Below are 24,504 nucleotides of genomic sequence, written 5' to 3' on the forward strand. Positions count from 1 at the left end.
CTCAGCGGTGGTGGATCGGGGTGTCGAGGTCCGTCAGCCGCCGGCCGGACCCTCCCGCGGCCAGGGCGACGAACTCGGCGGCGATCGCCACGGCGGTCTCCTCCGGCGTCCGCGCCCCCAGGTCGAGTCCGATCGGTGAGGAGAGCCGGGCGAGGGCGGCCTCGTCCACACCCGCCTCGCGCAGGCGGCGCAGCCGGTCGGCGTGGGTGCGGCGGCTGCCCATCGCGCCGATGTAGCGGGCCGGCGTGCGCAGGGCGACCTCGAGCAGCGGGACGTCGAACTTCGGGTCGTGGGTGAGGACGCAGAGCACCGTCCGCTCGTCGACTGCTGTCGACTCCAGGTACGTGTGCGGCCACTGGACGACGAGGTCGTCGGCATCGGGGAAGCGCTTGCGGGTGGCGAACACCGGACGGGCGTCGCACACCGTGACGTGATAGCCGAGGAAGCGGCCGATCCGGGCCACCGCGACGGCGAAGTCGATCGCGCCGAAGACGATCATCCGTGGTGGCGGCAGGTACGACTGGACGAAGACGGACACCTCGTCGTGCCGCTGCTGCCCGCGCGTACCGAGTCGAACGGTTCCGGTGGTGCCGAGGGCGAGCATGCCCTCGGCCTGCCGCGCCACCGCGCGGTCCAGGTCGGCGTCGCCGAGGGTGCCGGCCACCCGGTCGGGCCAGACCACCATCTGGGCCGTCCCGGCCGACGCCGTCGCCACCGGCGCACCCGCGCGGATCGCGGCGAGCACCGCGTCCGGCTCGGTCAGGACGACGTCCGGCTGGACCAGGACCTCGATGGTGCCGCCGCAGGTCAGGCCCACCTCGAAGGCGTCGTCGTCGCCGACACCGTACGTCTCGGTGCGCGCCTGGCCGGTGCGTATGGCCTCCTGGCAGAGCTCGTACACCGCGCCCTCGACGCAACCTCCCGAGATGCTGCCGACGACCTCACCGTCGGCGCAGACCGCCATGGCCGCGCCCGGCGGTCTGGGCGCCGACTTCCAGGTCCGCACGACTGTCGCGACGGCGAACCGGACGCCGGCGGCACGCCACGCGGTCAACCCGTCGACGATGTCTCGCATTGCCGCACGATCCGTGAGCAGCAGCGGCACCGTCAACGCCGACCTAAGGACTTGCTTAGGTCGGCGTTGACTTCCGCGGGCACCGGCACCACATTGACGACTTCCGGAGGTGCGATATGCAGGTGCCGGCCCCGTTCGAGTACGAACGAGCAACCAGTGTGGACCATGCCATCAGCCTGATGGAACGACTGGGCAGCACGTCCCGGCTGATCGCCGGCGGGCACAGCCTGCTGCCGATGATGAAGCTGCGGCTGGCCAGTTTCGACTATCTCATCGACATCAACGATCTCCACGACGAGCTCAGCTACATCGAGGCGGGTCCGGACGAGCTGCGTATCGGTGCGCTGACCCGGCATCGGGAACTACTCGAGTCCGCCACCCTGACGGCGGCCTTCCCGATCTTCGCCGACGCCGAACGGGTGATCGCCGATCCGGTGGTGCGCAACCGGGGCACGCTGGGCGGTTCCCTGTGCCAGGCGGACCCGTCGGAGGACCTGTCCGCGGTCTGCACCGCCCTGGACGCGAGCTGCGTGATCCGCGGGCCGGGCGGCGCCGAACGGGTGGTGTCCATGGAGGAGTTCCACGTCGGACCGTACGAGACGGCCGTCGGCGACGGGGAGATCCTGGTCGAGATCCGGCTGCCGGTGCGGCCCGGCTGCGGCAGCGCCTACGAGAAGGTGGAGCGCCGGGCCGGCGACTGGGCGGTGGTCTCGGCGGGTGCAGCGGTCTGGCTCGACGGCGACGTGATCTCCGACGCCCGGGTCGGACTGGCCGCTGTGGGCCCGAACACCACCGGTATCCCGGAGATCTCCGCGGCGCTGCGCGGGCAGGAGCCCAGCGAGGGCCTCTTCGCGCAGGCCGGCGCGATCGCCGCGCGCAGCTGCGATCCGGCCACCGACCAGCGCGGCAGCGCGGACTACAAGCGGCACCTGGCCGACGAGCTGACCAGACGGACCCTGCGCCGGGCCGTGGAACGGGCGAGGAGCTGAGCATGCAGGTCACCATGACCGTCAACGACGTCGAGGTCACCCGGGAGATCGAGGGCCGCCTGCTGCTTGTGCACTTCCTGCGCGACGTGCTGGGCCTGACCGGAACGCACGCGGGGTGCGACACCAGCAACTGCGGCACCTGCGTCGTCTGGCTCGACGGCGAACCGGTGAAGTCGTGCACCGTGCTGGCCGCGATGGCCGGCGGACACCAGGTGCGTACCGTCGAGGGCCTGGCGAAGGGCGCGGAGCTCGACCCGGTCCAGCAGGGCTTCATCCAGTGCCACGGCCTGCAGTGCGGCTTCTGCACTCCCGGCATGATGATGACGGCTCGCGCGCTGCTGAACCGCAACCCGGACCCGACCGAGGCGGAGATCCGCGAAGCGATCTCCGGTCAGATCTGCCGCTGCACGGGCTACGCCACCATCGTGCGCTCGGTGCGCTGGGCCGCCGTGCACGAGGCGAACGCGGCCGCCGCGGTCACCGAGACCACCGAATCACGCGAAGCCGGCGAGATCGACAACGCCGGCCGGCCCGCCGGGAGCGTCGTATGACGACTGTGCACGAGCGCGTGGACACCTTCCACGACAACGACCAGAAGCCGGTGGGCTACGGCCGCATGCTGCGGAAGGAGGATCCGCGGTTCGTACGCGGCCGGGGCCGGTTCGTCGACGACGTCCGGCTGCCCGGCATGCTGCACCTGGCCATCCTCCGCTCGCCGGTGGCCCACGCGCGGATCCTGAGCATCGACACGAGCGCCGCCGAGGCCTCACCCGGCGTCAAGGCTGTCGTGACCGGGGCGATGCTGGCCGAGCAGGGCCTGGCCTGGATGCCGACGCTCTCCAACGACGTGCAGGCCGTGCTCGCCACCGACAAGGTGCGCTTCCAGGGCCAGGAGGTGGCGTTCGTCGTCGCCGAGGACAAGTACGCGGCGCGGGACGCGCTGGAGCTGATCGACGTCGAGTACGACGTCCTCGATCCGGTCGTCGACGCCCGCCGCGCGCTCGAACCGGGCGCCCCGGTGATCCGCGACGATCTCGAAGGCAAGACCGACAACCACTGCTTCGACTGGGAGACCGGTGACGAGGCGGCCACCGCGGCCGTGTTCGCCCGGGCGGACGTCGTGGTGAGCCAGGATCTGGTCTATCCGCGGGTGCACCCCGCGCCGATGGAGACCTGTGGGGCGATCGCCGACTTCGACGCCGTCGACGGCAAGCTGCGCCTCTGGTCCACCACGCAGGCGCCGCACGCGCATCGCACCCTCTACGCCCTGGTGGCGGGCATCCCCGAGCACAAGATCCAGGTGATCTCGCCGGACATCGGCGGTGGCTTCGGCAACAAGGTGCCGATCTATCCGGGGTACGTCTGCGCGATCGTCGCGTCGATCGTCACCGGGAAGCCGGTGAAGTGGATGGAGGACCGCTTCGAAAACCTGATCAGCACCGGCTTCGCCCGCGACTACATCATGCGTGGTGAGATCGCGGCGACCCGTGACGGCCGGATCCTGGCCATCCGCACCAACGTCCTCGCCGACCACGGCGCCTTCAACGGCACCGCCGCGCCGGTGAAGTACCCGGCCGGCTTCTTCGGGGTCTTCACCGGCAGCTACGACATCGAGGCCGCGTACTGCAAGATGACGGCGGTCTTCACGAACAAGGCGCCGGGCGGTGTGGCGTACGCCTGTTCGTTCCGCATCACCGAGGCCGTCTACCTCGTCGAGCGGATCGTCGACTGCCTCGCCGACGAGCTGGGCATGGACCCGGCCGAGTTGCGGCTGAAGAACTTCATCCGCCCGGAGCAGTTCCCCTACACGACGAAGACCGGCTGGGTGTACGACTCCGGCGACTACGAGCCGACCATGCGGCTGGCGATGGAGATGGCCGGCTACGCCGACCTGCGGCGCGAGCAGCAGGAGAAGCGGGCCCGGGGCGAGTTGATGGGCATCGGCGTCGCGTTCTTCACCGAGGCCGTCGGCGCCGGCCCGCGCAAGAACATGGACATCCTCGGCCTGGGCATGGCCGACGGCTGTGAGCTGCGTGTGCACCCGACCGGCAAGGCAGTGGTGCGGCTCAGCGTGCAGTCCCAGGGCCAGGGACACGAGACGACGTTCGCGCAGATCGTCGCCGAGGAGATCGGCATCCCGCCGGACGACATCGACGTGGTGCACGGCGACACCGACAACACGCCGTTCGGCCTCGGCACGTACGGCAGCCGGTCCACCCCCGTCTCCGGTGCCGCAGCGGCCCTGGTCGCCCGCAAGGTCCGCGACAAGGCCAAGATCATCGCCTCCGGCATGCTGGAGGTCTCGGTCGCCGACCTGGAGTGGGACAAGGGTTCCTTCCGGGTCAAGGGTGACCCGGGCAGGAACGTGACCATCCAGGACATCGCGATGCGCGCGCACGGCGCCGGCGACCTGCCCGAGGGCGTCGAGGGCGGGTTGGAGGCGCAGATCTGCTACAACCCGTCGAACCTGACGTATCCGCACGGGGCGTACATCTGCGTGGTGGACATCGACCCCGGCACCGCGCAGGTCAAGGTGCGGCGGTTCATCGCCGTCGACGACTGCGGCACCCGGATCAACCCGATGATCATCGAGGGGCAGGTGCACGGCGGGCTGGCCGACGGAGTCGGCATGGCCCTCATGGAGATGATCGCGTTCGACGAGGACGGCAACTGCCTCGGCGCGTCGCTCATGGACTACCTGATCCCCACCGCGCTGGAGGTGCCCGACTGGGAGACCGGCTTCACCGTCACCCCGTCCCCGCACCACCCGATCGGCGCGAAGGGCGTGGGCGAGTCGGCCACCGTCGGCTCTCCGCCGGCGATCGTCAACGCGGTCGTCGACGCCCTCGAACCCTTCGGCGTACGGCATGCCGACATGCCGTTGACGCCGTCGCGCGTCTGGGACGCGATGCGCGGCAACGCCCGCCCGCCGAACTAGGGAGGTGGCCATGACGACTATCGCCCGCCGTACGCGTGATCTGACCGTCTCACGCGCGCCGTTCGTGCACGCCACAGTGGTCCGGGCGCAGGATCCGACGTCGGCCCGGCCCGGCGACGACGCGGTGATCCTGCCGGACGGCACCATAGAGGGTTTCGTCGGCGGGATGTGCGCCGAGAGTTCGGTGCGGGCGGCCGCCCTGGACGCCCTCCGGGACGGCAAGGCGCTGCTGCTGCGGGTCCTGCCGGACGGCGCGCCCGCCTTCCCCGACACGCCGGGGGCACGGGTCGTGGTCAACCCGTGCCACTCGGGCGGGGCGCTCGAGATCTTCCTGCGCCCGGTGCTGCCCGTACCCGTGCTGGGTCTGGTGGGCGACACGCCGATCAGCGCGGCGGTGGCCACCCTGGCAGCCTTCCTCGACTTCGAGGTGGCCACGTCCGGTGACCACTCCGGCGCGACGGCGGTCGTGGTGGCCGGCCTCGGCAAGGGCGAACAGGACGCCGTCCGCGCCGCGCTGGACGCCGGAGTGGGGCACGTCGCGCTGGTCGCCAGCCGGACCCGCGGCGCGGCGGTGCTCGACGAACTGGCGCTGTCCGACGCGGAGCGCGCCCGGGTCCGGACCCCGGCCGGACTGGAGATCGGGGCGCGCTCACCGCAGGAGATCGCGCTGTCGATCATGGCCGAGGTGGTGCGGGCGCTCCGGGTGGACGGCCTCGCCTCCTCCCCCGCACCACCCGCGGCGCTCCCCCAGCAGGCAGTCGACCCGGTGTGCGGGATGACAGTCCTGGTCGGGCCGGACACCCCGCACGTGCGGATCGACGGCACCGACCACTGGTTCTGCTGCCCCGGCTGCCGCGACCGGCACGTGGCGGCGTAGCCGTGTTCGTGACCGGCCTGGTTCTGGCCGCCGGGGCGTCGGTGCGCCTCGGCGAGGCCAAACAACTGCTGCCGTACCGCGGGCGGACGCTGCTCGACGCCACCCTCGACCTGGCCCGCTCGTGTGCCTTCGACCAGTTGCTGGTGACCCTCGGCGGCGCCGCCGACCTGGTCCGCGAGCGGGTGGACCTGACCGGGGTCCAGGTCGTCGAGAACGCCGAGTTCAGCACGGGCTGCGGATCGTCGGTCTGCGCCGCGTCGCAGGCGGTGGACCCGCGCGCCGACGGGCTCGTGCTCCTGCTCGGCGACCAGCCCGGCGTACGGGCCGCCGACGTACGCCGGGTCGCGGCGGCGACCACCCCGCTCGCGGTGTGCCGGTACGCCGACGGCCTGGGGCACCCGTTCTGGTTCGCTCGTGACGTCCTGCCGGAGCTGCGTGTCCTGCACGGTGACAAGGCGGTGTGGAAGCTGCTGCACTCCGGCCGGCACCCGGTCACGGAGGTACCGGTGGACGGGCCGGTGCCGATCGACGTGGACACCCGCGCGGACTACCGGCGGCTGCTCTCGGGCGAGGCGCGGTGAAGGATCCGCAGGCCGTGCGGCGCCGGCTCGACGCCGTCGACTACCTGGCCGACGACGGCATGGCGATGGCCGTCTTCCTCGCGCTGGAGCTGGGCAAGCCGCTGCTGCTCGAGGGCGAGCCCGGCGTCGGCAAGACCGCGGCGGCGAAGGCGCTGGCGCGGGCGATGGACACGACACTGATCCGGTTGCAGTGCTACGAGGGCCTGACCCCCGGCGAGGCGCTGTACGAATGGAACTACCAGCGGCAGTTGCTCGCCATCCGGCTGGCCGAGGCCCGGCACGCCTCGCTCACCGACGCCGACCTGTTCGCCGCGGAGTTCCTCCAGGAACGGCCGATCCTGCGGGCGGTACGCCACCCGGGGCCGGTCCCGCCGGTGCTGCTGATCGACGAGATCGACCGGGCCGACGACGAGTTCGAGGCGCTGCTGTTCGAGTTCCTCGGCGAGTCCGGGATCACCATCCCCGAGCTGGGTACGTTCACCGCGACCACGCCGCCGGTCGTGGTGCTCACCTCCAACCGCAGCCGCGACCTGCACGACGCACTGCGCCGCCGCTGCCTGTACCACTGGATCGACTTCCCGCAGATGGACCGCGCCACCGAGATCGTCCGGCGGGCCGTGCCGGGCGCCACCGAAGGGCTGATCCGCACGGCGACCGCCTTCGTCGGCGACGTACGCACCCTCGGCCTGGACAAGGCACCCGGCATGGCCGAGGCCATCGACTGGGTCGCCGCGCTGTCAGTGCTCGGCGCCGCCGACCTCTCCGCCGACGACGTCGTCCGGACCATCGGCACCATCGCCAAGACCCCCGACGACCGCGCCGCCGTCGCCGCCGCGCTCGGCGCACACCAGGAGAGGCCGGCATGAAGATCACCAACGAGTTCACAGTCGACGTTCCGATCGCGCGGGCGTGGGCGATCCTCACCGACCTGGAGGGCATCGCGCCGTGCCTGCCGGGCGCCCGGCTGACCGGCGTCGACGGCGACGTCCACCAGGGCACGGTGAAGGTCAAGGTCGGTCCGGTCGTCTCCGAGTTCGCCGGCACCGCACGTTTCGTCGAGAAGGACGACAGTCGCTATCGGGGGGTGATCGACGCGAAGGGCCGCGACCGGCGGTCGGCGGCCAACGCGTCCGCGCTGGTCACCGCCCAACTGCGGCCGGACGATCAGCGCACCGTCGTCAGCGTGGACACCGATCTGAAGATCTCCGGGCGGCTGGCCCAGTTCGGCAGCGGCATGATCAAAGAGGTGTCGGGCAAGCTGCTCGCCCAGTTCGTCGCCAACCTCGAGGCGAGGCTGGCGGCCGAGAGGACCGGCGACAGCACGGCCGGCGACCCGCACGAGGCCACCGCGCCTGACGCACCCGAGCCCGCACCCGCAGTCGCCGCCGCGACCGGCCCCGACGCCTCCGCGGCTCGTACCCTCGCGGCCGAGGCGGCAGCGCCCGACACCGCCTCGCCCTCGTCCGCCACGCCGCCCGGGTCCACCGTGGCCGGCACCCCCGTGGCCGCCTCGGCGTCCACCGGTCGACCGGATGCCGGCAGCAGCGCCGAACCGGAGACGCTGGACCTGCTCGGCGTCGCCGGTGGTGCCGTCGTCAAGCGCCTCGTGCCGGTGCTCGTCGGGATCGTCGTCGTCGGTGCGGTGATCGCCTGGTGGGTCGCACGCCGGTGAGGCACGGTCTGCTGCGCGGCGTCGACCGCGCGGCCTTCGCGACGGCGTTCGCCGACCGGTTGCGGCGGGCCGGCGTACCCGCCGGGCTCACCGAGGCCGGTGACTTCGTCCGGGCGCTCGGCGTGTGCACACCCGGGGAGACGACCGCGCTCTACTGGGCCGCCCGGATCAGCTTCGTGCGGCGGCACGCCGACCTCGCCGCCTTCGACAGCGTCTTCGCCGCTGTGTTCGCCGACGCGCCGCCGCTGCCGCTCACCCGGTCGGCGGCCCCGCCGGGCGCTCGGGACGACGTACACCTGCCGGTGCCCGCCGACACCGACGCCACCGGCGACGGCGGTGGGCTGCCGTGGGCGACGTTGCCGGCGCCCGTCGCCGAGGCGGAGCCCTCCGATGCCGGAGTGCGGCTGCCCGAGCGACGGCCCAGCGCCCTCGCCGGACTCGCCGACCGGCCGTTCGAGGACCTCGACGACGCCCAGCTCGCACTGCTCGGCGAGGCCCTGCGCGAGGCCGTCGCGCGCTGGCCGTCCCGGCGCACCAGGCGGCACGCCGTAGGCCCGGCCGGGCGGCGGGTCGCGCTGCGTCCGACGATCGCCCGCGCCCGACGCACCGCGTGGGAGCCCGTCGAGGTCGTCCGCGAGCGGCCGCTACGCCGGCCGCGCCGGGTCGTGCTGCTGTGCGACGTCAGCGAGTCGATGCGGGCCCAGGCCCACGCGTACCTGCACCTGCTGCGGGCCTTCGCGATGACCACCGACGCGGAGGTGTTCGCCTTCGCCACGACGCTCACCCGGCTCACCGTCGCGCTGCGGCACACGTCGGCGTCCGCGGCGATCGCGCACGCCGGCGCCGCCGTGACCGACCGTTTCGGGGGTACGCGCATCGCGACGAACCTGCGGGGCCTGCTCGCGTCCCCGCACGGCGACGCGGTTCGCGGGGCGGTGGTGCTGATCGGCTCGGACGGCTGGGACAGCGACCCGCCGGCCGAGCTCGCCGCCGTGATGGCACGGCTGAGCCGCCGCGCCCACCGGATCGTCTGGCTGAACCCGCGGGCCGGCGCCCCCGGCTTCGCTCCCCTGGTGGCGGGCATGGCCGCGGCCCTGCCCTACTGTGACCGGCTCCTGCCGGCCGCGACGTTCCGGGACCTGCTGGACGCCGCCGGTCAACTCCAGAGCGTCACGTGCACCGAGGGCCGGAAATGGTTCACCGCGACGCCCACGCCACGCATCATCGCCTGAATCGCCCGGGGCGTCGACGCGAAGCGGCACAGCTCGGCTGCCACGGACGGAGTGCCGGGGGTGACGAGTACCAGCGAATGCCACACCGCCTCGGCCGTCGCGTGCGGCCCGGACAACGCCACGAGCTGGCCGCCGCGGACGTCCGGCGCGACGGTGAACGACAGCGCGGGCGCGATCCCCCGGCCGCGCTGGGCCTCACCCAACGCCGCCGCGTGGCTCTGGAAGATCTGCTGCCGCTCCTCGGGTACGCCGAGCCGGCGCAGCATCGCCGGGACAGCGCCCAGCGTGTTGGTGGCCGAAGGCCCGAGCAGCCACGTCTGGTCGCGCAACTGCCCCGGTGACGCCGGCACACCGGCCAGCGGATGATCCGGGCCGACGACGGTCACGAGCCGGTAGTTCATCATGGGCCGGCAGGAGATCGCCGGTTCGGCCACCGGCGGCAGCGGCCCCATCGCGATGTCCGCGGCCCGGGTCAGCAGCAGCGACTCGAAGGAGCCGGGGTCGCAGACGCTCAGCTCGATGTCGAGGTCGGCGGCGCGTCTGGCGAACAGCTCGATCAGTCTCGGCGCGGCGAACTCGGCGAACTCGCTGGACGCGGCGACCCGCAGCATCCGGCGGCCGTGTGCCGCCGAACTGACCTCCAGGACCGTACGGTCCTGCAGGCCCAGCATCTCGGCCGCCCGGCTGGCGAGCCGCAGCCCGCCGGGGGTGAAGGCCAGCCCTGCCGCCGTCCGGGTGAACAACTGGTCTCCGAACTCCCGCCGTAGCTGGCCGATGAGCAGCGAGACCGCCGACTCGGAGACCTCCAGCTGCGCGGCGGCCTGCTTGACGGATCCCAGCCGGACGACAGCGACGTAGGCCCGTAGCTGCGTCGGAGTCATCGGCGTCGACCCGCCCTTCTGCGGCGCCGTGGACTGCTGCGGGCAGCCCGCGGTGTACCCCGATCATTCCCCGCCGATTGCGCCGCCGCCAGGGACAGCGCACCTCGGGGCGATCCGGCCGGTACGCGGGGTGAGCGCCCGCGACTCAGAAGCGGCTGACAGTACGCTACGTCGCGAAGTAGGCGGCACTCTCCGCGTCGGCCGGGTAGTAGGACTCGATCGCGATTTCGTCGATCGTGATGTCCATCGGGGTGCCGAATGTGGTGATGGTCGAGAACAGCCGCAGCTCTCGTCCGCCGACGCGAAGGATCATCGGTATCACGACGTCCGCTTCGATCCGTTGACTCGACGTGTTCTCCGGCTCGGGCGCCAACAGTTCCTCGTAGAGTGCGGTGAGCTCAGGGTCGGGAGCATTTGCGAGCTGGCGTGAGATCCGGGTGCGGAACACCGCGCGCACGTCGGCCAGGTTGACGACCATGCGCGCGAGACCGCGCGGATCCAGTCCCAGCCGTACCAGGTTGACCGGCGGTCGCAGCAGGTCAGGAGCCACCTGCGCGAAGAACGGGTCGACAGCGCGGTTGGTCGTCACGATGTTCCACCGGCGATCGAAGACCACCGCCGGGTAGGGCTCGTGGGCGCGGAGCACCCTCCGGACAGCGTCGTGGACGGCTGACAGTGCGTTGTGGTCGAGCGGACTCTCGGCGTACCGAGGTGCGAAACCCCCGGCGAGCAGCAGCCGGTTGCGATCACGCAGCGGCACGTGGAGCTGATCCGCGAGTCGAAGGATCATGTCGGAGCTCGGCTTGGACTTACCGGTCTCGACCAGACTGACGTGACGAGCCGAGACGTCCGCAGCGATCGCGAGATCCAGTTGGCTGAGTCCCCGACGCTGCCGCCACTGCCGCAAGAGTTCCCCGACCGTGTGCACGATCATGGAGCGTACTCATCGTCGAGTCGGACGCCATGAAATCCGAGTTCATCGACAATCGAAGCGGTCACGCAAACACTGCATCCATGACCACGGAGAACCAGAGCATCGTCCGACGGGCGCTGGCAGGACTGATCGAGACGGGTGACGTCGATGCGCTCGCCCCGTTCCTGAGTGATGACTTCGTCCACCACAGGCCGGGTACGACCACGTCGACCAAAGTGGAATGGCTCGCCGCCGTCCGCGCCGCGCTGGTACCGCTTGCCGACATGCAGGTCGAGATCCATCAGGTGCTGGCCGACGGCGATCACGTCGTGATGTACTCGCGGCGCTGGCTTCCCGGCGCAGGACCGGAGATCGCGGTCGTCGACATCTGGCGGATCGACGACGGGCTGATCGCCGAGGCGTGGGAGATCATCGAGCCGGTGGCCCACGTGACCGCCAACCTCGCGTGGTGGAAACCTGCTCAGCACCTGCCACGCGCATGAGCTCCGCCTGCGACCAGGCCCTCGTAGGCCGCGGTGGTGTCATCCGTCCAGAGGACGACCGCGACGCGCTGGCCTTCGGCGACCGGGTCCAAGCCGTGGTCCTCGCGGGTATCGTCGCTGAAGAGAACCAGCTGGGGACTGCGGAAGGTCCACATGCCGCGAGCCTATCGGCGACGCGCCGGGCGTATCGAGGACCAGCTGGGTCAAGCCCGCCGAGGAAAGCACATCCCGGATGCCGTCGCTCGGCCGCGATGTCACACTGCGGCAGTGGAGCGCTTTCGGTGTGCGAGCTGCGGGAAGAAGCTGAGCGTCCCGGTCCGGTTGGTGGAACTGCCGGCGCCGCCGCACTGGTCGGTCCTGGACTGCCACCACGTGAACCCGCCGCTCCTCGACCCGGGCGCCTACGCGATCGACGAGGCCGCCTACGGCCGTGATCAGCTCACCGGCACCTTCGTCCTCTCACCCGGCGACGTACGCGGGACACGCTTCGTCCATGACCGTGTCCGCACGGGCTGCTGGTCGATGGTGGGATGGATCCCCTGCGTCGCCTGTCGAGGCTGCGGGGCCGTGGTCGCCTCGCGGGCCGACGACTGCGGGATGGCGCAGGAACTGCGCTTCCATCCAGCGATGGTTGTCCGGGAGCGGTGTGAGGATGAGCCGGACCGCGTGACCGATCCTTTCGCGCTGATCGCCGATTGGGACCGTCCTGCGCCCGACACCAGACCACACCGCGGGGTGCCCGAGCCGACCCGTCCTCGACCCGAACTCGTCGCCACCCGCTGGGGCGGCCGAGGCTTGAGGGAAGCTCTCTTCCGAGACGATCCGCCGGCCTGACCCAGCCGCGCGCCATCCGCACCTGGGCCGAGGTGGCTCTGACTACCACTTCCGAGCCTCAGGCGTCGGCGTCGGTGAGCAGTCGGGCGGCCAGGGCGCGTACCTCGTCCTTGAGCTCGTCCGGTCGGTCGATCGTGAACGACCAGCCGAGCCCGGCGAGCATCTGTGCCGCACCGTCGAGCCGTTCGGCTCGGGCGGTGAGGCGTACTCCGCCGGGAACCTCGGTGAGCGTGCCGACCGAGGGCGGGATCCGTCGCTGCGCCTGCTCCAGGCCGGTGTGCAGCACTACGGAGATGTCGTGCGCGTACGGCACTGCCGCCAGACCGGTGAGGACCTGCGTGGTGGGATCGAAGCCGGCCGGGATCTCGAACCTGCCCGGGGCGGGGCGGGCCGTCCCGATGCGGTCGAGCCGGAACGTCCGTACGGCCCGGCGGTTGTGGTCGTGGCCGGTGACGTACCACCGGCCGGCGTGGAAGACCAGCCCGTACGGGTCGAGCCGGCGCTCGCCGGACTCGCCGCGCCAGGTGGTGTACGTGATGTTCACCGGTTGCTGATGTCGGGCCGCGTCGGCGAGCACCAGCAGCACCTCGATGCCGGCCGGGGCGGGCTTCCGGACCCGTGCGGTGAAGTCCACTGTCTCCAGCAGCGAATCGATCCGCCGGGCGAGGACGGCCGGCAGCACCCGGCGGATCTTCGCGGTCGCGCTCTCGGCGGCCGCGCCTTCGGCGGTGACCAGCCCGGCTCGGCCGGCGGCCACGAGCCCGAGCATGACGGCGACCGCCTCCTCGTCGGTGAGCATGAGTGGCGGCAGCTTGTATCCGGGCGCGAGCCGGTATCCGCCGTAGCGGCCGCGCCGGGCCTCGACCGGGATGCCCAGGTCGGCGAGGTGCGCGGCGTATCGGCGGACCGTGCGCTCGTCGACGCCCAGCCGACCGGCCAGGTCGGCGACGGTGAAGCCGCCGCCGGCCTGGAGGATCTCCAGCAACGCCAGTACGCGCGCGGTCGGCCGGGTCACAAATCCCCACTCCTAATCCGGGCGGAACCTGTCCGGTATTGATCGTAGCGTGTCAGGCATGACGACCTTCGTACTGGTTCCCGGGTTCTGGCTCGGCGCATGGGCCTGGCGCCCCGTCACCGCTGCCCTGCGCGGGCACGGCCACGAGGTGTATCCGCTGAGCCTGACCGGCCTGGGCGAGCGCGCCCACCTGGCCCGCCCGGACACCGACCTCGACGTCCACGTCACCGACGTGGTCAACCTGCTGCGCTACGAGGACCTGCACGACGTGGTGCTCGTCGGGCACAGCTACGCCGGCGCGGTCGTGACGACAGCCGTTGCCGACCGCATGACCGACCGCATCGCCCAACTGGTCTTCGTCGACACCGGCCCGCTGCCCGACGGGGCGGCGAACGACGACTTCAGCCCGCCGCCGGAGCGTGAACGCAACGCGGCGGTGGTCGCCGAACACGGCGACGGCTGGCGGCTGCCGCCCCCGCCGTGGGCCGAGCTGGCGGCGGGAGCAGCAGACGTGGATGACTCGGTCGTCGCGTTGCTCGATGAGCGGTCGGTGGCCCAGCCGTGGGCGACTGCCACCACCCCGGTGCGGCTCACCGGGGCGTGGGAGAAGCTGCCCCGCCTCGGCGTGCTGTCGAGCTTCACCGCCGAGCAGGCACGCGAGATGGCCGCCACCATGCCGCTGTGCCGGCACATGGCCGGCGATTCGTGGCGGTACGAGGAACTGCCGACATGGCACTGGCCGATGCTCAGCCGGCCGGCCGAGCTGGCCCGGATCCTGCACGAAGCAAGGCCGACGGCATAGCCCGCGGTGCCCGGGCGACCGTACCCAGGTCACCCGGGCACCGGCACGGGGGAACCATCCCGTTTTCGGGTTCTCTCCCGGCCAGGCGGTCAGACGTCGAAGCGGAACCTAGACGGCAGGACCCGGTCGGCGAAGCAGTCCGTTGGCGACCAGCTCGACGGTCACCGCGACGGCGATCGCCTCGACGGCCAGGAGCGCGACCAGGACCAGTAGCTGGGCTGCCCCGGCCTGGACGGGTGTGCCGCCGCCGAGCAGCACGCCGACGAAGGCACCGGGGAGTGTGACCAGGCCGACGGTGCGTGTCTGGTCCAGCGCGGGCACCAGCGCCTGCCCCGCGCTGGGCCGGCAGATCTCCAGCGCCGCATCCCGCGGCACGAGGCCCAGCGCCAGTGCCGCCTCGTACTCGCCGTGGCGGTCGCGAAGCTCGTCCAACGCGCGGCGGCCCGCCAGGGAGGTGGCCGTCATCGCCCCGCCGATGAGGATTCCGGCGATCGGAACGACCGCGACCTCGGTCAGCGGCACCGCGCCGGAGGCCACGACGAGGGCGGAGGCCGGGAGCGCGCCGGCCGCGATCGGCGCCAGCACCGGCCAGCCGAGGCGAAGCGAGCTGACCCGGCGCGCGGAGGTCGCCGCCGCGACCAGGATCATCAGCGTGATGAACCCGGCGCTGGCCCACCACGACCGCAGGACGGCAGTGATGAGCAGCGCCACGGCGCACAACTGCACCACCGCGCGCAGCGCCGCCGTGGCGATGCCACGGGCGTGGCCGAGCCGGCCGGCCCGCACCGTTGCCACGGCGACGAGCACGAGAACGACGAGTACGGCGGCGAGCGCCGGACCCACCGCGACTGCACCTTGATCCATAGGGCCATTCGACCAGCCGGCGCTTGCTCAGATGTTGGAGCCGTCCGGCGGCAGGCCGGGCGGTGGCTGCGGGGATCCGCCCCGGCCGGCAGCCGGTGGACAGGACATGCCCAGGGTGTAGGCCGTCATGGACAACGAGCCGTAGGCGTAGCCGTCGACGAGGACCTCGGTGTCGGGGGTGTCCGTGGCGGCGGCCAGACCGGCGAGGTACAACGCGGGGATGAAGTGATCCGGTGTCGGTACCGCACGGCGGAAGTCCCCGTGAGCGTCGAGGGTCGCGTACTCGCCCGGGTCGGTCAGCATCCGGGCCTTGGCGTCCTCGTCGAAGCGTCGCGCCCAGTCGAAGCCGTCGTCGGCCAGCGCCCAGTCCATGCCGCGCAGGTTGTGCACGACATTGCCGCTCGCCACGATCAGCACGCCGCGCCGGCGCAGTGGAGCGAGCCGGGCGCCGAGTTGAAGGTGGTAGTCCATCGGCTTGTCGGCGTTGATGCTGAGCTGGACGACGGGAATCGTCGCGTCCGGAAAGGCATGCATCAGCACCGACCAGGTGCCGTGGTCGATGCCCCAGCTGTCGACGTCCGCCCCGACCCAGGTCGGATGGACGACGTCACTGACCTCCTCAGCCAGTTCGGGCAGCCCGGGCGCCGGGTACTGCACCTCGAACAGCTCCTGCGGAAACCCGTAGAAGTCGTGGATGGTCCTCGGCCGGGGCATCGCGGTGACGGCCGTGGCGTTGATGTACCAGTGGGCACTGACCACCAGGATCGCGCGGGGACGCGGCACCGCTGCGCCGAAGGCTCTCCACGCGGAGGTGTACCGGTTGACCTCGAGGGCGTTCATGGGGTTGCCGTGGCCCAGGAACGCCGCGGGCATCAACACATCCAGGGCCGGATGTACGTCTGAAGGCACGTGGACACGATAGTGCCGCCTCGCAGCGGTTCCGGCCTGAATCACGCTCCCCGGCGGATCGGTGATCGAGTCTCCCGGATCGTGGCTGCCGATCGCCGTGCGGCAGCCTGCCCGTTCGGGCGGCTGCCGAGTGACTCCTGGCGATGGGACCATGATCGGGTGACGCCCTTCCACATCGATGTGCCCGAAGCCGTCCTGGACGACCTGCGGGCTCGGCTCTCGCGGACGAGGCTCGCGCCGGCCGCCCCGGGAGAGCCGTGGGCCGCCGGCACCGACCCTGGGTACCTGGCAGATCTGGTGCGGTACTGGCTCGACGGATTCGACTGGCGTGGGGTCGAGCGTGCCCTCAATCGGCACCCTCAGTTCGTCACCACGATCAGAGGCACGCCGATCCACTTCGTTCATGTCCGCTCGGCATCGCCCGAGGCCACGGCGCTGATCCTGACCCACGGCTGGCCCAGCACGTACACGGAGATGCTGCCCCTGGTGTCCCGGCTCGCAGACTTCGACCTCGTCATACCGAGCCTGCCGGGCTTCGTCTTCTCCGGACCACTCGCCGAGGGCCCGACGACCGAGGCGGCTGTCGCGGACGTGTGGGCTGAGCTGATGACCCGTCTGGGCTACGACCGCTTCGGCGCCTACGGTGGCGATGTCGGGTCCGGCGTGTCGACGTGGCTCGGCGCCCGCCACGCAGATCGGGTCATCGGGGTCTTCTCGCAGCACATCAAGTTCCCGCCGGCGGACCGCAGGGGTGACCTCAGCCCGGCCGAGGAGGCGTTCATCGCCATGCTCGACGCGAAGGCCCAAGATGACTGGGGCTACGGAATCATCCAGGAGACACGGCCCGACACCCTTGCGGCCGCGCTGAGCGACTCGCCGTCCGGACTGGCCGCATGGATCATCGAGAAGTACCAGCGCTGGAGCGACTGCGGCGGCGACATCTCCCGCCGCTTCGGCTTCGACGAGCTGCTGACCACCGTGATGCTGTACTGGGTCACCAACTGCATCGGCACGTCCTTCCGCCCCTACCGTGACGACCGCCTGGCCCCACATCTGCCAATGGTCGCCGTGCCCACCGGTATCACGGTCAGCGTCGAGGACGCCGGTCTGCCCCGGTCGTTCGCCGAACGGACCTACGCCAACCTCACCCACTGGCGCGAGCCCAGCGTCGGCGGCCACTTCCTCGCCCAGGAAGAGCCCGATCTGCTCGCTGCCGACCTGCGCGCCTTCTTCAGCGCGCTGCGGTGCTCCAGAAGCCCAACCGGCGACGTCGTCTAGATCGTTTCAACCATGGAACGAGTGGTCCAGATCCTCTCGAACGCTGCGCCACGCAGGCCACGACGCCGAGGCGGCCGACGTTGAACTGCGCGTCGGGGCCCTCAAGCGGTTGGGTGCGAGAGCGTCACGGCAACCACTGGTCCGATCGCGACGCTGAGCAGGTAGGCGAGGTTGAACAGACCCAGGGCTTCGGCCCGGTGGGAGGCGGACACGACGCCGGCCGCGTGCAGGGCGAGTACGCCTTGGCCGGTCGCGGCGGCCAAGGAGCCGAGCGTCATCGCCGCAAGCAGCAGCGGTACGGCGGTGGTGACCGCCGCCAGCAGCGGCGCGGTGGCGCCGGTGACGAGCAACGCGGCGGCCGCGACGCGGCGTGACACTCGCACGGATGCCGCGACCAGGAACCCGGAGCAGATGCCACCGATCAGGTACGGCGCCAGCAGCACGGTCCCGCTCAGGGTGCCTGCCCATCCCGCGTGCTGTCGCAGCAGGTCCGGCGCGGCGTAGAGCAGGGCGAAGTTCCCCACTCCCAGCGCGAAGGCCAGCGCGCACGCCGCGAGGAACCGGCCGTTCCGTGCCACCGCAGCAGGCAGGAAGCCGTCCGGACGGACCTTCATCCAGAACACCAGCAGAGGCAGCAGTACGACGGTGGCCGGGCCGGCCACCAGCGGTCGGTGCGGAATGAGGACGGCAGCGGTGACCAGCATGGCCAGGATGGTCATCCCGAAGAAATCGAATGGCGCCGGCACCGCGTCCGCTGCGGTGGTGCCGCGGCGAGCCGCGGGCACGGCGAGCACCGCCAGCAGCGGCAACGCCAGCGCCACCTGCCACGACGAGAGGTCGGCGATCAGTGCACCGGTCAGCGGACCGGTGGCCCCGACGACCGCCAGCGACGCGGCGACCACGCCCATCTGCCGGGCCGAGTCGGCCAGTTTCATCGCCGTCACGGTGAGTCCGGCAGACCCCAGTCCCTGCACCGCCGCACCGGCCACCATCGCCGGCACGCTCGGGATCAGCACGAGGAGGAGCGTCCCCGCGGCCACCAGCGCGGACGCGACGGTCAGGACCGCTCCTACGCCGCGACGGGCGAGCAGCGCCGCCAGCAGCGGCGTCCCCAACGCGATCCCCCAGCCGAAGGCGGTTACGCCGGCGGCCGCGGCCTGTTCCCCGCTACCCGTTGCGCGCGCCAGGTCGTCGAGCAGCAGTGCCGGTGCGGCAATCCCGAACGACAGCGGACCGGCCAGCAGGGCGAGCCAGGGTGTGGCCACCCGCCCTGGTGCGAGTTGCCTGGGACGGTGAGCGGCTCGGCGCCGCTGTAGCTGATCCATGTCGTTCCTCCGGTGTCGGCTCGGTTCAGCCTGCCCGGGGCTCCTTACCATCGGCTGATGACCGGCTGACGTACGCGTCGGTAACCCCGCGCCGCTTCTGGTGAGCAGACCCGCGGTCGGCGGACGTTCGCGGGGCGGGACAGCCGGCTGGCTAGTGTGAAGCGATGAGGTTCGGAGTGCTGGGCGACGTCGCGGTGTGGACGTCGGACGGCACTCCTGTCGCCGTGCCCGGCCTCAAAGTGCGTGGTCTGCTGGCTGACCTGCTGGTTCATGAGGGACGCCCGGTGACCGCCGACCGGCTGATCGAAGATCTCTGGGGTGACGAGGCGCCCGGCAACGCGCTCGGGGCGCTCCAGACCAAGGTGTCGCAGTTGCGCCGCGCACTGGGGGCGGGCGAGGTGGGTGGCCGTGCGCTGGTCGAGTCCGGTGAAGCCGGCTACCGGCTGCGGACGCCGTCGGAATCGGTCGACGCCGGACGCTTCGCCGCTCTGTTGCTAGGTTCGAGCGCGCAGCGGGAGCCGGCTGTGCGGGCGGCGACGCTGACGGAGGCCCTGTCGCTCTGGCGCGGTTCCCCCTACGCCGACTTCAGCGACGAGCGATTCGTCCGCCAGGCGGTCGAGCGGCTCAACGACCAGCGCCTGACCGCGCTGGAGGAGCTGGCCGAGGCCCGGCTCGCTCTCGGTGAGCACCACCTGCTCGCCGGGGAACTGACCGACCTGGTCGCACGCCACCCGTGGCGTGAGCGACTACGGGCCGCGCACCTGCGCGCGCTGTACGGCTCGGGACGCCAGCATGAGGCGCTGTTCGCCTACGAGCAGTTCCGTCGGCAGGCGCGCGACGAACTCGGCATCGATCCCGGCAGAGAGTTGGTCGAGCTGCACGGGGCGATCCTGCGCCAGGATCCCGCCCTCCAGCCGCCGGCACCGGCGTCGGCTCCGGCCCGAACCAACCTGCCGGCGCCTCTGTCGCCTGGTCCGTACGGTGGGCTGATCGGGCGCGACGCGGCCGTCGAGGCGGTACGGGAGCGGCTGACGAACGAGCGGCTGGTGACCCTGACCGGTCTCGGTGGGGTGGGAAAGAGCAGGCTGGCGATCGAGGCCGCCCGTGCGCTGGGTGACACGTTCCCCGCTGGAGTGTGGCTCGTCGAGCTGGCCGGCCAGCAGTACAGCGGCGACCACGCGACCTGCACCGAGATCGTCGACATGGTGGCGGCGACGCTCGAGATCCGGGACGACGGTCCGCCCGGCCTGCCCGGGGACCGACCACCGCGCGAGCCGATGGACCGGCTGGTCACCGCGCTGCGGGGTCGGCGAATGCTGTTGCTGCTCGACAACTGCGAACACGTGGTGGCGCCGGTCGCTCAACTGACCGAGAAACTCCTCGGCGCCGCGGCCGACCTGCGCATCCTGGCGACGAGCCGCGAGCCGCTCGGGATCCCCGGCGAAGTCGTCTTTCCGGTGCCGCCGCTTGGCCTGCCGGAGCCCGGAGCCGGCGCGCGGCAGATCGCCGAGGCTCCGGCGGTTCGGATCTTCGTAGCCCGCGCCCGCGCCACCGAGCCGGGGTTCACCGTCGATCAGCGGAACGCGGACGCGGTCGCCGTCATCTGCCGGCGTCTCGACGGCGTACCGCTGGCGCTGGAACTGGCCGCGTCCCGCCTGGCCGTTCTCGACCCGGGCGAGCTGGCGGCACGGCTCGACGATCGCTTCCGGCTGCTGTCATCCGGCCGGCGCACCGCGCCCCCGCGTCAGCAGGGGCTTCGCGCCGTGATCGACTGGAGTTGGGAGTTGCTGTCGCCTCCCGAACGCGCGGTGCTGCGCCGGCTTGCGGTCTTCGCCGACGGCGCCACCCTGGCCGCCGCCGAGCAGGTGTGCGGTGGCGGGCAGGTGGCATCGGACGAGGTCCTCGATGTGCTGGCACGCCTGATCGACCGATCGCTGGTCATGGTGCGGCACGACGAGAGTCCGCGACGTTTTCGCCTACCGGAGACAGTGGCTGCCTACGGTCTGGAACAGCTCGGCAGCGCCGCCGAACTGCCCGAGACTCGTCGCCGTTACGTCACGTGTTTCGCCCGTCTCGCCGAGCAGGCCGCCGGACGGCTACGTGGTCACGATCAGAGTCGTGCGCTGCGCGAGCTCGACGCCGAGAACGCAAACCTCCGGGCGGCACTCGACGTCGCCGCCACCGACGGTCAGGCCCGCGTGGGCTTGGCGCTCGCCACCTCGTTGTCCTGGTACCGGCTTCTCCGGGGTCGATTCGGAGAGGTGAGCCGGTCACTGCGAACGGCGTTGGACATCGTCCCGAGGAGCGAGGACGACGTCGCACCGGACGGCCTACGGCGACATGCGGAGATGTGGCTGACCGCTCTCGCCACCCGGGACGGCGATCCGACCGCTCCCCGGCAGCGGATCCTGGAGAGCTACCAGGACACCGAGGGGCCGGAGAAGGCGTTCGCGCAGTGGTTGTTCGCCTCCATGATGCTCGGCTCCGGAGATCCGGGCGAGGCCGCCGTCCTGGTCGACGCGGCGCTGGCGGCGTTCCGCGCCGGCGGGGACCGGTGGGGCATCGCTGCCGCCTGTGCCATCCGAGCGGACCTCGCGCTCGTACTCCGCAGCGACCTGCCCGCCGCGCAGCGTGACTGCGAGACCAGCCGGTCGCTGTTCGAGCAGGTGGGCGACCGCTGGGGACAGGTGCATCCGACGAGCCTGCTGGGAACCCTGGCCGAGATCCACGGCGACTACGATCGCGCCGCCACGCGCTACCGGGAGGCGCTGCGCATCGCCGAACACCTGCGACTGTGGACGTCGGTGTCCCGGCAGCTGGCATGCATCGGCCGGCTCGCCATCTTGAGGGGCGACCTCGACGAGGCCGCCGTCAGTCACGACCGCGCGCTACAGGTGGCGCAGGAACAGTCGAGCCGCTCAGCCGCCGCCTTCGCCGGCACGGGCCTGGCGATGATCGCGCGACGGCGGGGCGACCTCGACGCCGCCGAGACCCAGCAGCGAAACCTCCTCGACTGGAACCGCCGCGCCGGCTTCCTGCCGGGCTGCGCGCTCGCGCTGGCCGAGTTGGGATTCATCGCGGAGCACCGCGGTGATGCTGTCCTCGCCGAGCGCCACCACCGTGAGTCGCTCGACGCGGCGCGCGCCACCGGGGATCAACGGGCGGTCGCCCTGGCTCTCGAGGGCCTGGCCGGGGCCATCAGTCTCGGCGGTGACAGTCGCACCGCCGCGCGGCTACTCGCCGCGGCGCGGACGCTGCGCGAGGCCGCCGGAGCGCCGCTTCCTCCCGGGGAGCAACATGACGTCCAGCGCATCACCGTCCGCCTCCGGGAGGCGCTCGGCAGCGACGAACTCGCCGCCGAAATGAGCCGCGGCGCGCAGCTCGACCTCGACGAACAGCCGTTCAGCGGCGTCGGTAAGGGGATGGTCAGCGAACGGTAAGCCTGATCGGCACGGTTGACCGAGAACCGAGCCGACCCCAGGAGGCACCATGCACACCGATGCCAGGATCGCCGTCATCTACTACTCCGCCACCGGCACTGTGCACCGGCTCGCGCAGGCATTTGTCGACGGAGCCGCCGACGCCGGCGCGGAGGTCCGCCTGCGCCGGGTGGCAGAGTTGGCACCGGAGCACGTCATCGATGCCAAGCCGCAGTGGCGAGCCCACCTCGACGCCACTGCCGACATCCCGGTCGCCACCCTGGACGACCTTCGGTGGGCCAACGGGTACGCCTTCGGCACGCCGACCCGTTTCGGGAACATCTGCTCCCAGCTGCGCCAGTTTCTCGACACCACGACCGTCCCGTGGCAGGCGGAGGAACTGGCCGACAAGCCGGCGACCGGCTTCACGGCCACCTATGAGGAACACGGCGGCCAGGAGGCAACCCTGCTCAGCCTCTACCAGACCTTCCACCACTGGGGGTCGATCATCCTCCCCACGGGCTACCTGAACTACGACACCGCTCACGCCGCCGGCGGAAACCCGTACGGCGTCAGCCTGGTGGAGAGCCGCGCCGGCCGGGATCCCGAGTACGTCAAAGCTGTCCTCGAGACGGCCTGCTTCCAGGGCGCACGCCTGACCCGGATGGCAGCCGCTGTCGCCGCCGCCCGCGCGGACAGCCGGCTCGGGTGAGGCCCGGCGGCGGGAGCAGTACGATCTACTACTCGCCGGTTGGGCCGCCTGCCAGTTCTGCCACGATGTCCAGGTGCCCGAGGTGGCGGGCGTACTCCTGCACGAGGTGGAACAGCACCCGCTCCAGCGACGCCGGGTCGGCGCCGTCCCAACGCTCACCGGGCGCGCCGATCGCGTCGAGGTCGCTGCCCTCCACCACCGCCCGCGTGTGCCGGCCCTGCGCGCGCAGCGCGGCCAGCAGGTCGGCCCGGGTCTCCTCCGGCCCGACGAACCACCGCTCGTCTCGCCGGTCACCCCACGGGTCGCCGACCTCGCGCCCCTGGAATCCCCACTCGATCCAGCGCAGCTCCACGTACCGCAGGTGCTTGACCAGTTCCAGCGGCGTCCACCCGGACGGCAGCGCGCTGCGGCGCACGTCGTCCTCGGACAGCGCGAGCACCTTCGCCACCACCGTGTCCCGGAAGTAGTCGAGGTAGCGCAGGAACACCTCCGTACGACCGGCGGCCGGAACGGTGGGTGCGGGAAACTCGATGGTCATCCGACCAGTATCCGCAGGCCCAAGTGGGCCGCGCACCATACGAGCCAGTGCCGCGGGTGGCTGCGGCGGACGTCAGACGGCCTCTTCGCCAACGGTTCCTACACTCGGCCGGTGCCGGAACCGCGCTTCGAGATGGTGATCGCCCACGTCTTCGACGTCACGGGCCGCCCACTGATCGTGTCCGGGTCTTGTAGTCCGACCGACCTGCGCCAAGGCGACATGGTAGAGGTTCTGTGTGGCGGCTACGTCGTGGCCGCCACCCGCGCCTACGTTGAGCTGCACTCGCGTCCCGGTACCGCGTCTCTCGTACTGCCTGACGTGGCAGCGTCTGACGTAGAGCCAGGCTATGTCCTTCGAGCTCTCGGGCAGCACTGAGGCCGACAGCGGAAGTCGCGCCGACCGCTTCGATGTGCACTCTCAGCAAGCCGATCGGATCAGGCTTGATATGAGGTCAGACGGGCTGATCACGCGCTGCCCGGCTCGGTTCGGCTGGCCCGGTTGCTGTACATCGCTGCTGTACTGCTGGCATGGGCTGGTCGGCCGCCCTGGTCCAGCCGAGGAAGCGACAGTGCAGCACCCCCGCCGGCGTCCAGGGCATGTCCTCGGTGGCCTGGACGAGGTAGGCACCGAGGTAGAGGGCCAGCGACACCGGAGCATCCTCGTACTCCGCGCGCAGCTCGCGCTTGCGGGTCGGGCACGGCCAGGGCAGGTCGCAGCCACCGCAGCTCCAGACCGGCATGACCGGGCCGTGGGTGGTCACCGCACCCCCTCCAGGAACCGCGCGGTGGTCGCCCGCGCCTGCCGGCTCGTCGCCCATTCCACCTGCCAGCACGGGTACGGCGTGAGCCGCGCCCACCACGCCCGGCACCCGGCACACATGCCGTCGAGCCCTCGTACGTGAACCGCGACGATCGCCTGTTCCTGCTCGCTGGTCACTGCTCACCCTCCGACGGCCAGTGGCCCCGATTGATCGGTATCCGGTGCCGGACGCGGCAGGGCAGTTCGGACCCACAGCGGCAGATGCGCCGCCAGAGCCGCCACGACCACACCGGCCGATGCCTGCGAGCAAGAGTCAGCGCGGTGGCAGAAAGGTAGTCGTCATACGAGACGCACCGCACGGACCCTCCCTCGGTTCTGAGGGGGACGC

Annotated in this window: 24 protein-coding genes; 14 read left to right on the forward strand and 10 right to left on the reverse strand. The window is 71.6% G+C overall.

What is annotated here, in order from left to right; all coding sequences use genetic code 11:
* Position 1: 1 nt before the first annotated feature.
* Positions 2–1,075: an XdhC family protein gene (locus tag BFV98_RS10410; protein WP_071096051.1), complete on the reverse strand. Its 1,074-nt coding sequence runs from the start codon at positions 1,073–1,075 to the stop codon at positions 2–4.
* A gap of 116 nt (positions 1,076–1,191) precedes the next feature.
* Here BFV98_RS10410 and BFV98_RS10415 point away from each other — a divergent pair, with 116 nt between their 5' ends.
* The 8 genes from BFV98_RS10415 to BFV98_RS10450 are packed head-to-tail and all read left to right on the forward strand — an operon-like array spanning position 1,192 to position 9,364.
* The gene (locus BFV98_RS10415) at positions 1,192–2,064 is read left to right on the forward strand and encodes a xanthine dehydrogenase family protein subunit M (protein WP_071096053.1); all 873 of its coding nucleotides are present in this window, start codon (positions 1,192–1,194) and stop codon (positions 2,062–2,064) included.
* A 2-nt stretch (positions 2,065–2,066) separates the two neighbouring features.
* Positions 2,067–2,615 (forward strand): (2Fe-2S)-binding protein, encoded by a 549-nt coding sequence (locus BFV98_RS10420; RefSeq protein ID WP_013285096.1) that lies wholly within the window; start codon positions 2,067–2,069, stop codon positions 2,613–2,615.
* Positions 2,612–5,002 (forward strand): aerobic carbon-monoxide dehydrogenase large subunit, encoded by a 2,391-nt coding sequence (locus BFV98_RS10425; RefSeq protein ID WP_071096055.1) that lies wholly within the window; start codon positions 2,612–2,614, stop codon positions 5,000–5,002. Before BFV98_RS10420 ends, BFV98_RS10425 begins: the two co-directional genes overlap by 4 nt.
* A 10-nt stretch (positions 5,003–5,012) precedes the next feature.
* Positions 5,013–5,879 carry an XdhC family protein gene (locus BFV98_RS10430; RefSeq protein ID WP_071096057.1) on the forward strand — a complete coding sequence of 289 codons (867 nt, stop codon included), beginning with the start codon at positions 5,013–5,015 and terminating at the stop codon, positions 5,877–5,879.
* Between the two features lie 8 nt (positions 5,880–5,887).
* Positions 5,888–6,460: an NTP transferase domain-containing protein gene (locus BFV98_RS10435; RefSeq protein ID WP_255368088.1), complete on the forward strand. Its 573-nt coding sequence runs from the start codon at positions 5,888–5,890 to the stop codon at positions 6,458–6,460.
* Positions 6,457–7,326 (forward strand): MoxR family ATPase, encoded by an 870-nt coding sequence (locus BFV98_RS10440; protein ID WP_071096061.1) that lies wholly within the window; start codon positions 6,457–6,459, stop codon positions 7,324–7,326. The genes BFV98_RS10435 and BFV98_RS10440 overlap by 4 nt, the downstream gene beginning before the upstream one ends.
* Positions 7,323–8,132 (forward strand): SRPBCC family protein, encoded by an 810-nt coding sequence (locus BFV98_RS10445; protein WP_071096063.1) that lies wholly within the window; start codon positions 7,323–7,325, stop codon positions 8,130–8,132. The genes BFV98_RS10440 and BFV98_RS10445 overlap by 4 nt, the downstream gene beginning before the upstream one ends.
* Positions 8,129–9,364, forward strand: a complete 1,236-nt coding sequence (locus tag BFV98_RS10450) for a VWA domain-containing protein (RefSeq protein ID WP_013285090.1) — start codon at positions 8,129–8,131, stop codon at positions 9,362–9,364. The genes BFV98_RS10445 and BFV98_RS10450 overlap by 4 nt, the downstream gene beginning before the upstream one ends.
* Here the strand turns inward: BFV98_RS10450 and BFV98_RS10455 are convergent.
* Both BFV98_RS10455 and BFV98_RS10460 read right to left on the reverse strand, forming a co-directional pair.
* Positions 9,289–10,245 (reverse strand): LysR family transcriptional regulator, encoded by a 957-nt coding sequence (locus BFV98_RS10455; protein ID WP_013474602.1) that lies wholly within the window; start codon positions 10,243–10,245, stop codon positions 9,289–9,291. The two genes, BFV98_RS10450 and BFV98_RS10455, sit on opposite strands and share 76 nt — an antisense overlap.
* Before the next feature lie 166 nt (positions 10,246–10,411).
* Positions 10,412–11,179 (reverse strand): helix-turn-helix domain-containing protein, encoded by a 768-nt coding sequence (locus tag BFV98_RS10460; protein ID WP_218128561.1) that lies wholly within the window; start codon positions 11,177–11,179, stop codon positions 10,412–10,414.
* An 80-nt stretch (positions 11,180–11,259) separates the two neighbouring features.
* Here BFV98_RS10460 and BFV98_RS10465 point away from each other — a divergent pair, with 80 nt between their 5' ends.
* Together BFV98_RS10465 and BFV98_RS10470 are read left to right on the forward strand one after the other, a co-directional pair.
* Positions 11,260–11,661: a nuclear transport factor 2 family protein gene (locus BFV98_RS10465; RefSeq protein WP_041798932.1), complete on the forward strand. Its 402-nt coding sequence runs from the start codon at positions 11,260–11,262 to the stop codon at positions 11,659–11,661.
* Positions 11,662–11,928: 267 nt separating this feature from the next.
* The gene (locus tag BFV98_RS10470) at positions 11,929–12,495 is read left to right on the forward strand and encodes a hypothetical protein (protein ID WP_041798930.1); all 567 of its coding nucleotides are present in this window, start codon (positions 11,929–11,931) and stop codon (positions 12,493–12,495) included.
* Positions 12,496–12,553: 58 nt separating this feature from the next.
* Here BFV98_RS10470 and BFV98_RS10475 read toward each other — a convergent pair whose 3' ends face one another.
* Positions 12,554–13,510: a YafY family protein gene (locus tag BFV98_RS10475; RefSeq protein ID WP_071096065.1), complete on the reverse strand. Its 957-nt coding sequence runs from the start codon at positions 13,508–13,510 to the stop codon at positions 12,554–12,556.
* A 58-nt stretch (positions 13,511–13,568) separates the two neighbouring features.
* On the opposite strand from BFV98_RS10475, the gene BFV98_RS10480 reads away from it, so the two are divergent.
* Entirely contained in the window at positions 13,569–14,312 is a 744-nt protein-coding gene (locus BFV98_RS10480; protein WP_071096067.1) for an alpha/beta fold hydrolase, read from the forward strand.
* A gap of 108 nt (positions 14,313–14,420) precedes the next feature.
* Here the strand turns inward: BFV98_RS10480 and BFV98_RS10485 are convergent, their stop codons facing one another.
* On the reverse strand, positions 14,421–15,176 hold the full coding sequence (locus tag BFV98_RS10485) for an ABC transporter permease (RefSeq protein ID WP_041784169.1): 756 nt from the start codon (positions 15,174–15,176) through the stop codon (positions 14,421–14,423).
* A gap of 27 nt (positions 15,177–15,203) precedes the next feature.
* Complete coding sequence (gene ygiD, locus BFV98_RS10490; RefSeq protein WP_255368089.1) at positions 15,204–16,130, reverse strand: 4,5-DOPA dioxygenase extradiol; 927 nt, start codon at positions 16,128–16,130, stop codon at positions 15,204–15,206.
* Between the two features lie 114 nt (positions 16,131–16,244).
* Between ygiD and BFV98_RS10495 the strand changes: the two genes are divergently transcribed.
* Positions 16,245–17,363, forward strand: a complete 1,119-nt coding sequence (locus BFV98_RS10495; RefSeq protein ID WP_071096069.1) for an epoxide hydrolase family protein — start codon at positions 16,245–16,247, stop codon at positions 17,361–17,363.
* 101 nt (positions 17,364–17,464) lie between these two features.
* Here BFV98_RS10495 and BFV98_RS10500 read toward each other — a convergent pair whose 3' ends face one another.
* Positions 17,465–18,628: an MFS transporter gene (locus BFV98_RS10500; protein ID WP_236619389.1), complete on the reverse strand. Its 1,164-nt coding sequence runs from the start codon at positions 18,626–18,628 to the stop codon at positions 17,465–17,467.
* A 236-nt stretch (positions 18,629–18,864) separates the two neighbouring features.
* On the opposite strand from BFV98_RS10500, the gene BFV98_RS10505 reads away from it, so the two are divergent.
* Together BFV98_RS10505 and wrbA are read left to right on the forward strand one after the other, a co-directional pair.
* A complete protein-coding gene (locus tag BFV98_RS10505; RefSeq protein WP_071096071.1) occupies positions 18,865–22,128 on the forward strand; it encodes a BTAD domain-containing putative transcriptional regulator in 3,264 nt (1,087 codons plus the stop codon).
* Positions 22,129–22,177: 49 nt separating this feature from the next.
* On the forward strand, positions 22,178–22,819 hold the full coding sequence (gene wrbA / locus BFV98_RS10510) for an NAD(P)H:quinone oxidoreductase (RefSeq protein ID WP_071096072.1): 642 nt from the start codon (positions 22,178–22,180) through the stop codon (positions 22,817–22,819).
* 28 nt (positions 22,820–22,847) lie between these two features.
* On the opposite strand, the gene BFV98_RS10515 is transcribed toward wrbA, so the two are convergent.
* The 3 genes from BFV98_RS10515 to BFV98_RS10530 form a co-directional block, all read right to left on the reverse strand.
* Positions 22,848–23,357 carry a DinB family protein gene (locus BFV98_RS10515; RefSeq protein WP_013285077.1) on the reverse strand — a complete coding sequence of 170 codons (510 nt, stop codon included), beginning with the start codon at positions 23,355–23,357 and terminating at the stop codon, positions 22,848–22,850.
* A 451-nt stretch (positions 23,358–23,808) separates the two neighbouring features.
* Positions 23,809–24,117 (reverse strand): hypothetical protein, encoded by a 309-nt coding sequence (locus BFV98_RS10525; RefSeq protein WP_047890957.1) that lies wholly within the window; start codon positions 24,115–24,117, stop codon positions 23,809–23,811.
* Entirely contained in the window at positions 24,114–24,293 is a 180-nt protein-coding gene (locus tag BFV98_RS10530) for a hypothetical protein (protein ID WP_071096076.1), read from the reverse strand. The genes BFV98_RS10525 and BFV98_RS10530 overlap by 4 nt, the downstream gene beginning before the upstream one ends.
* Positions 24,294–24,504: the final 211 nt, after the last annotated feature.

Source organism: Micromonospora sp. WMMB235 (assembly GCF_001855515.1).
In the GTDB taxonomy this organism is placed as follows: domain Bacteria; phylum Actinomycetota; class Actinomycetes; order Mycobacteriales; family Micromonosporaceae; genus Micromonospora; species Micromonospora aurantiaca.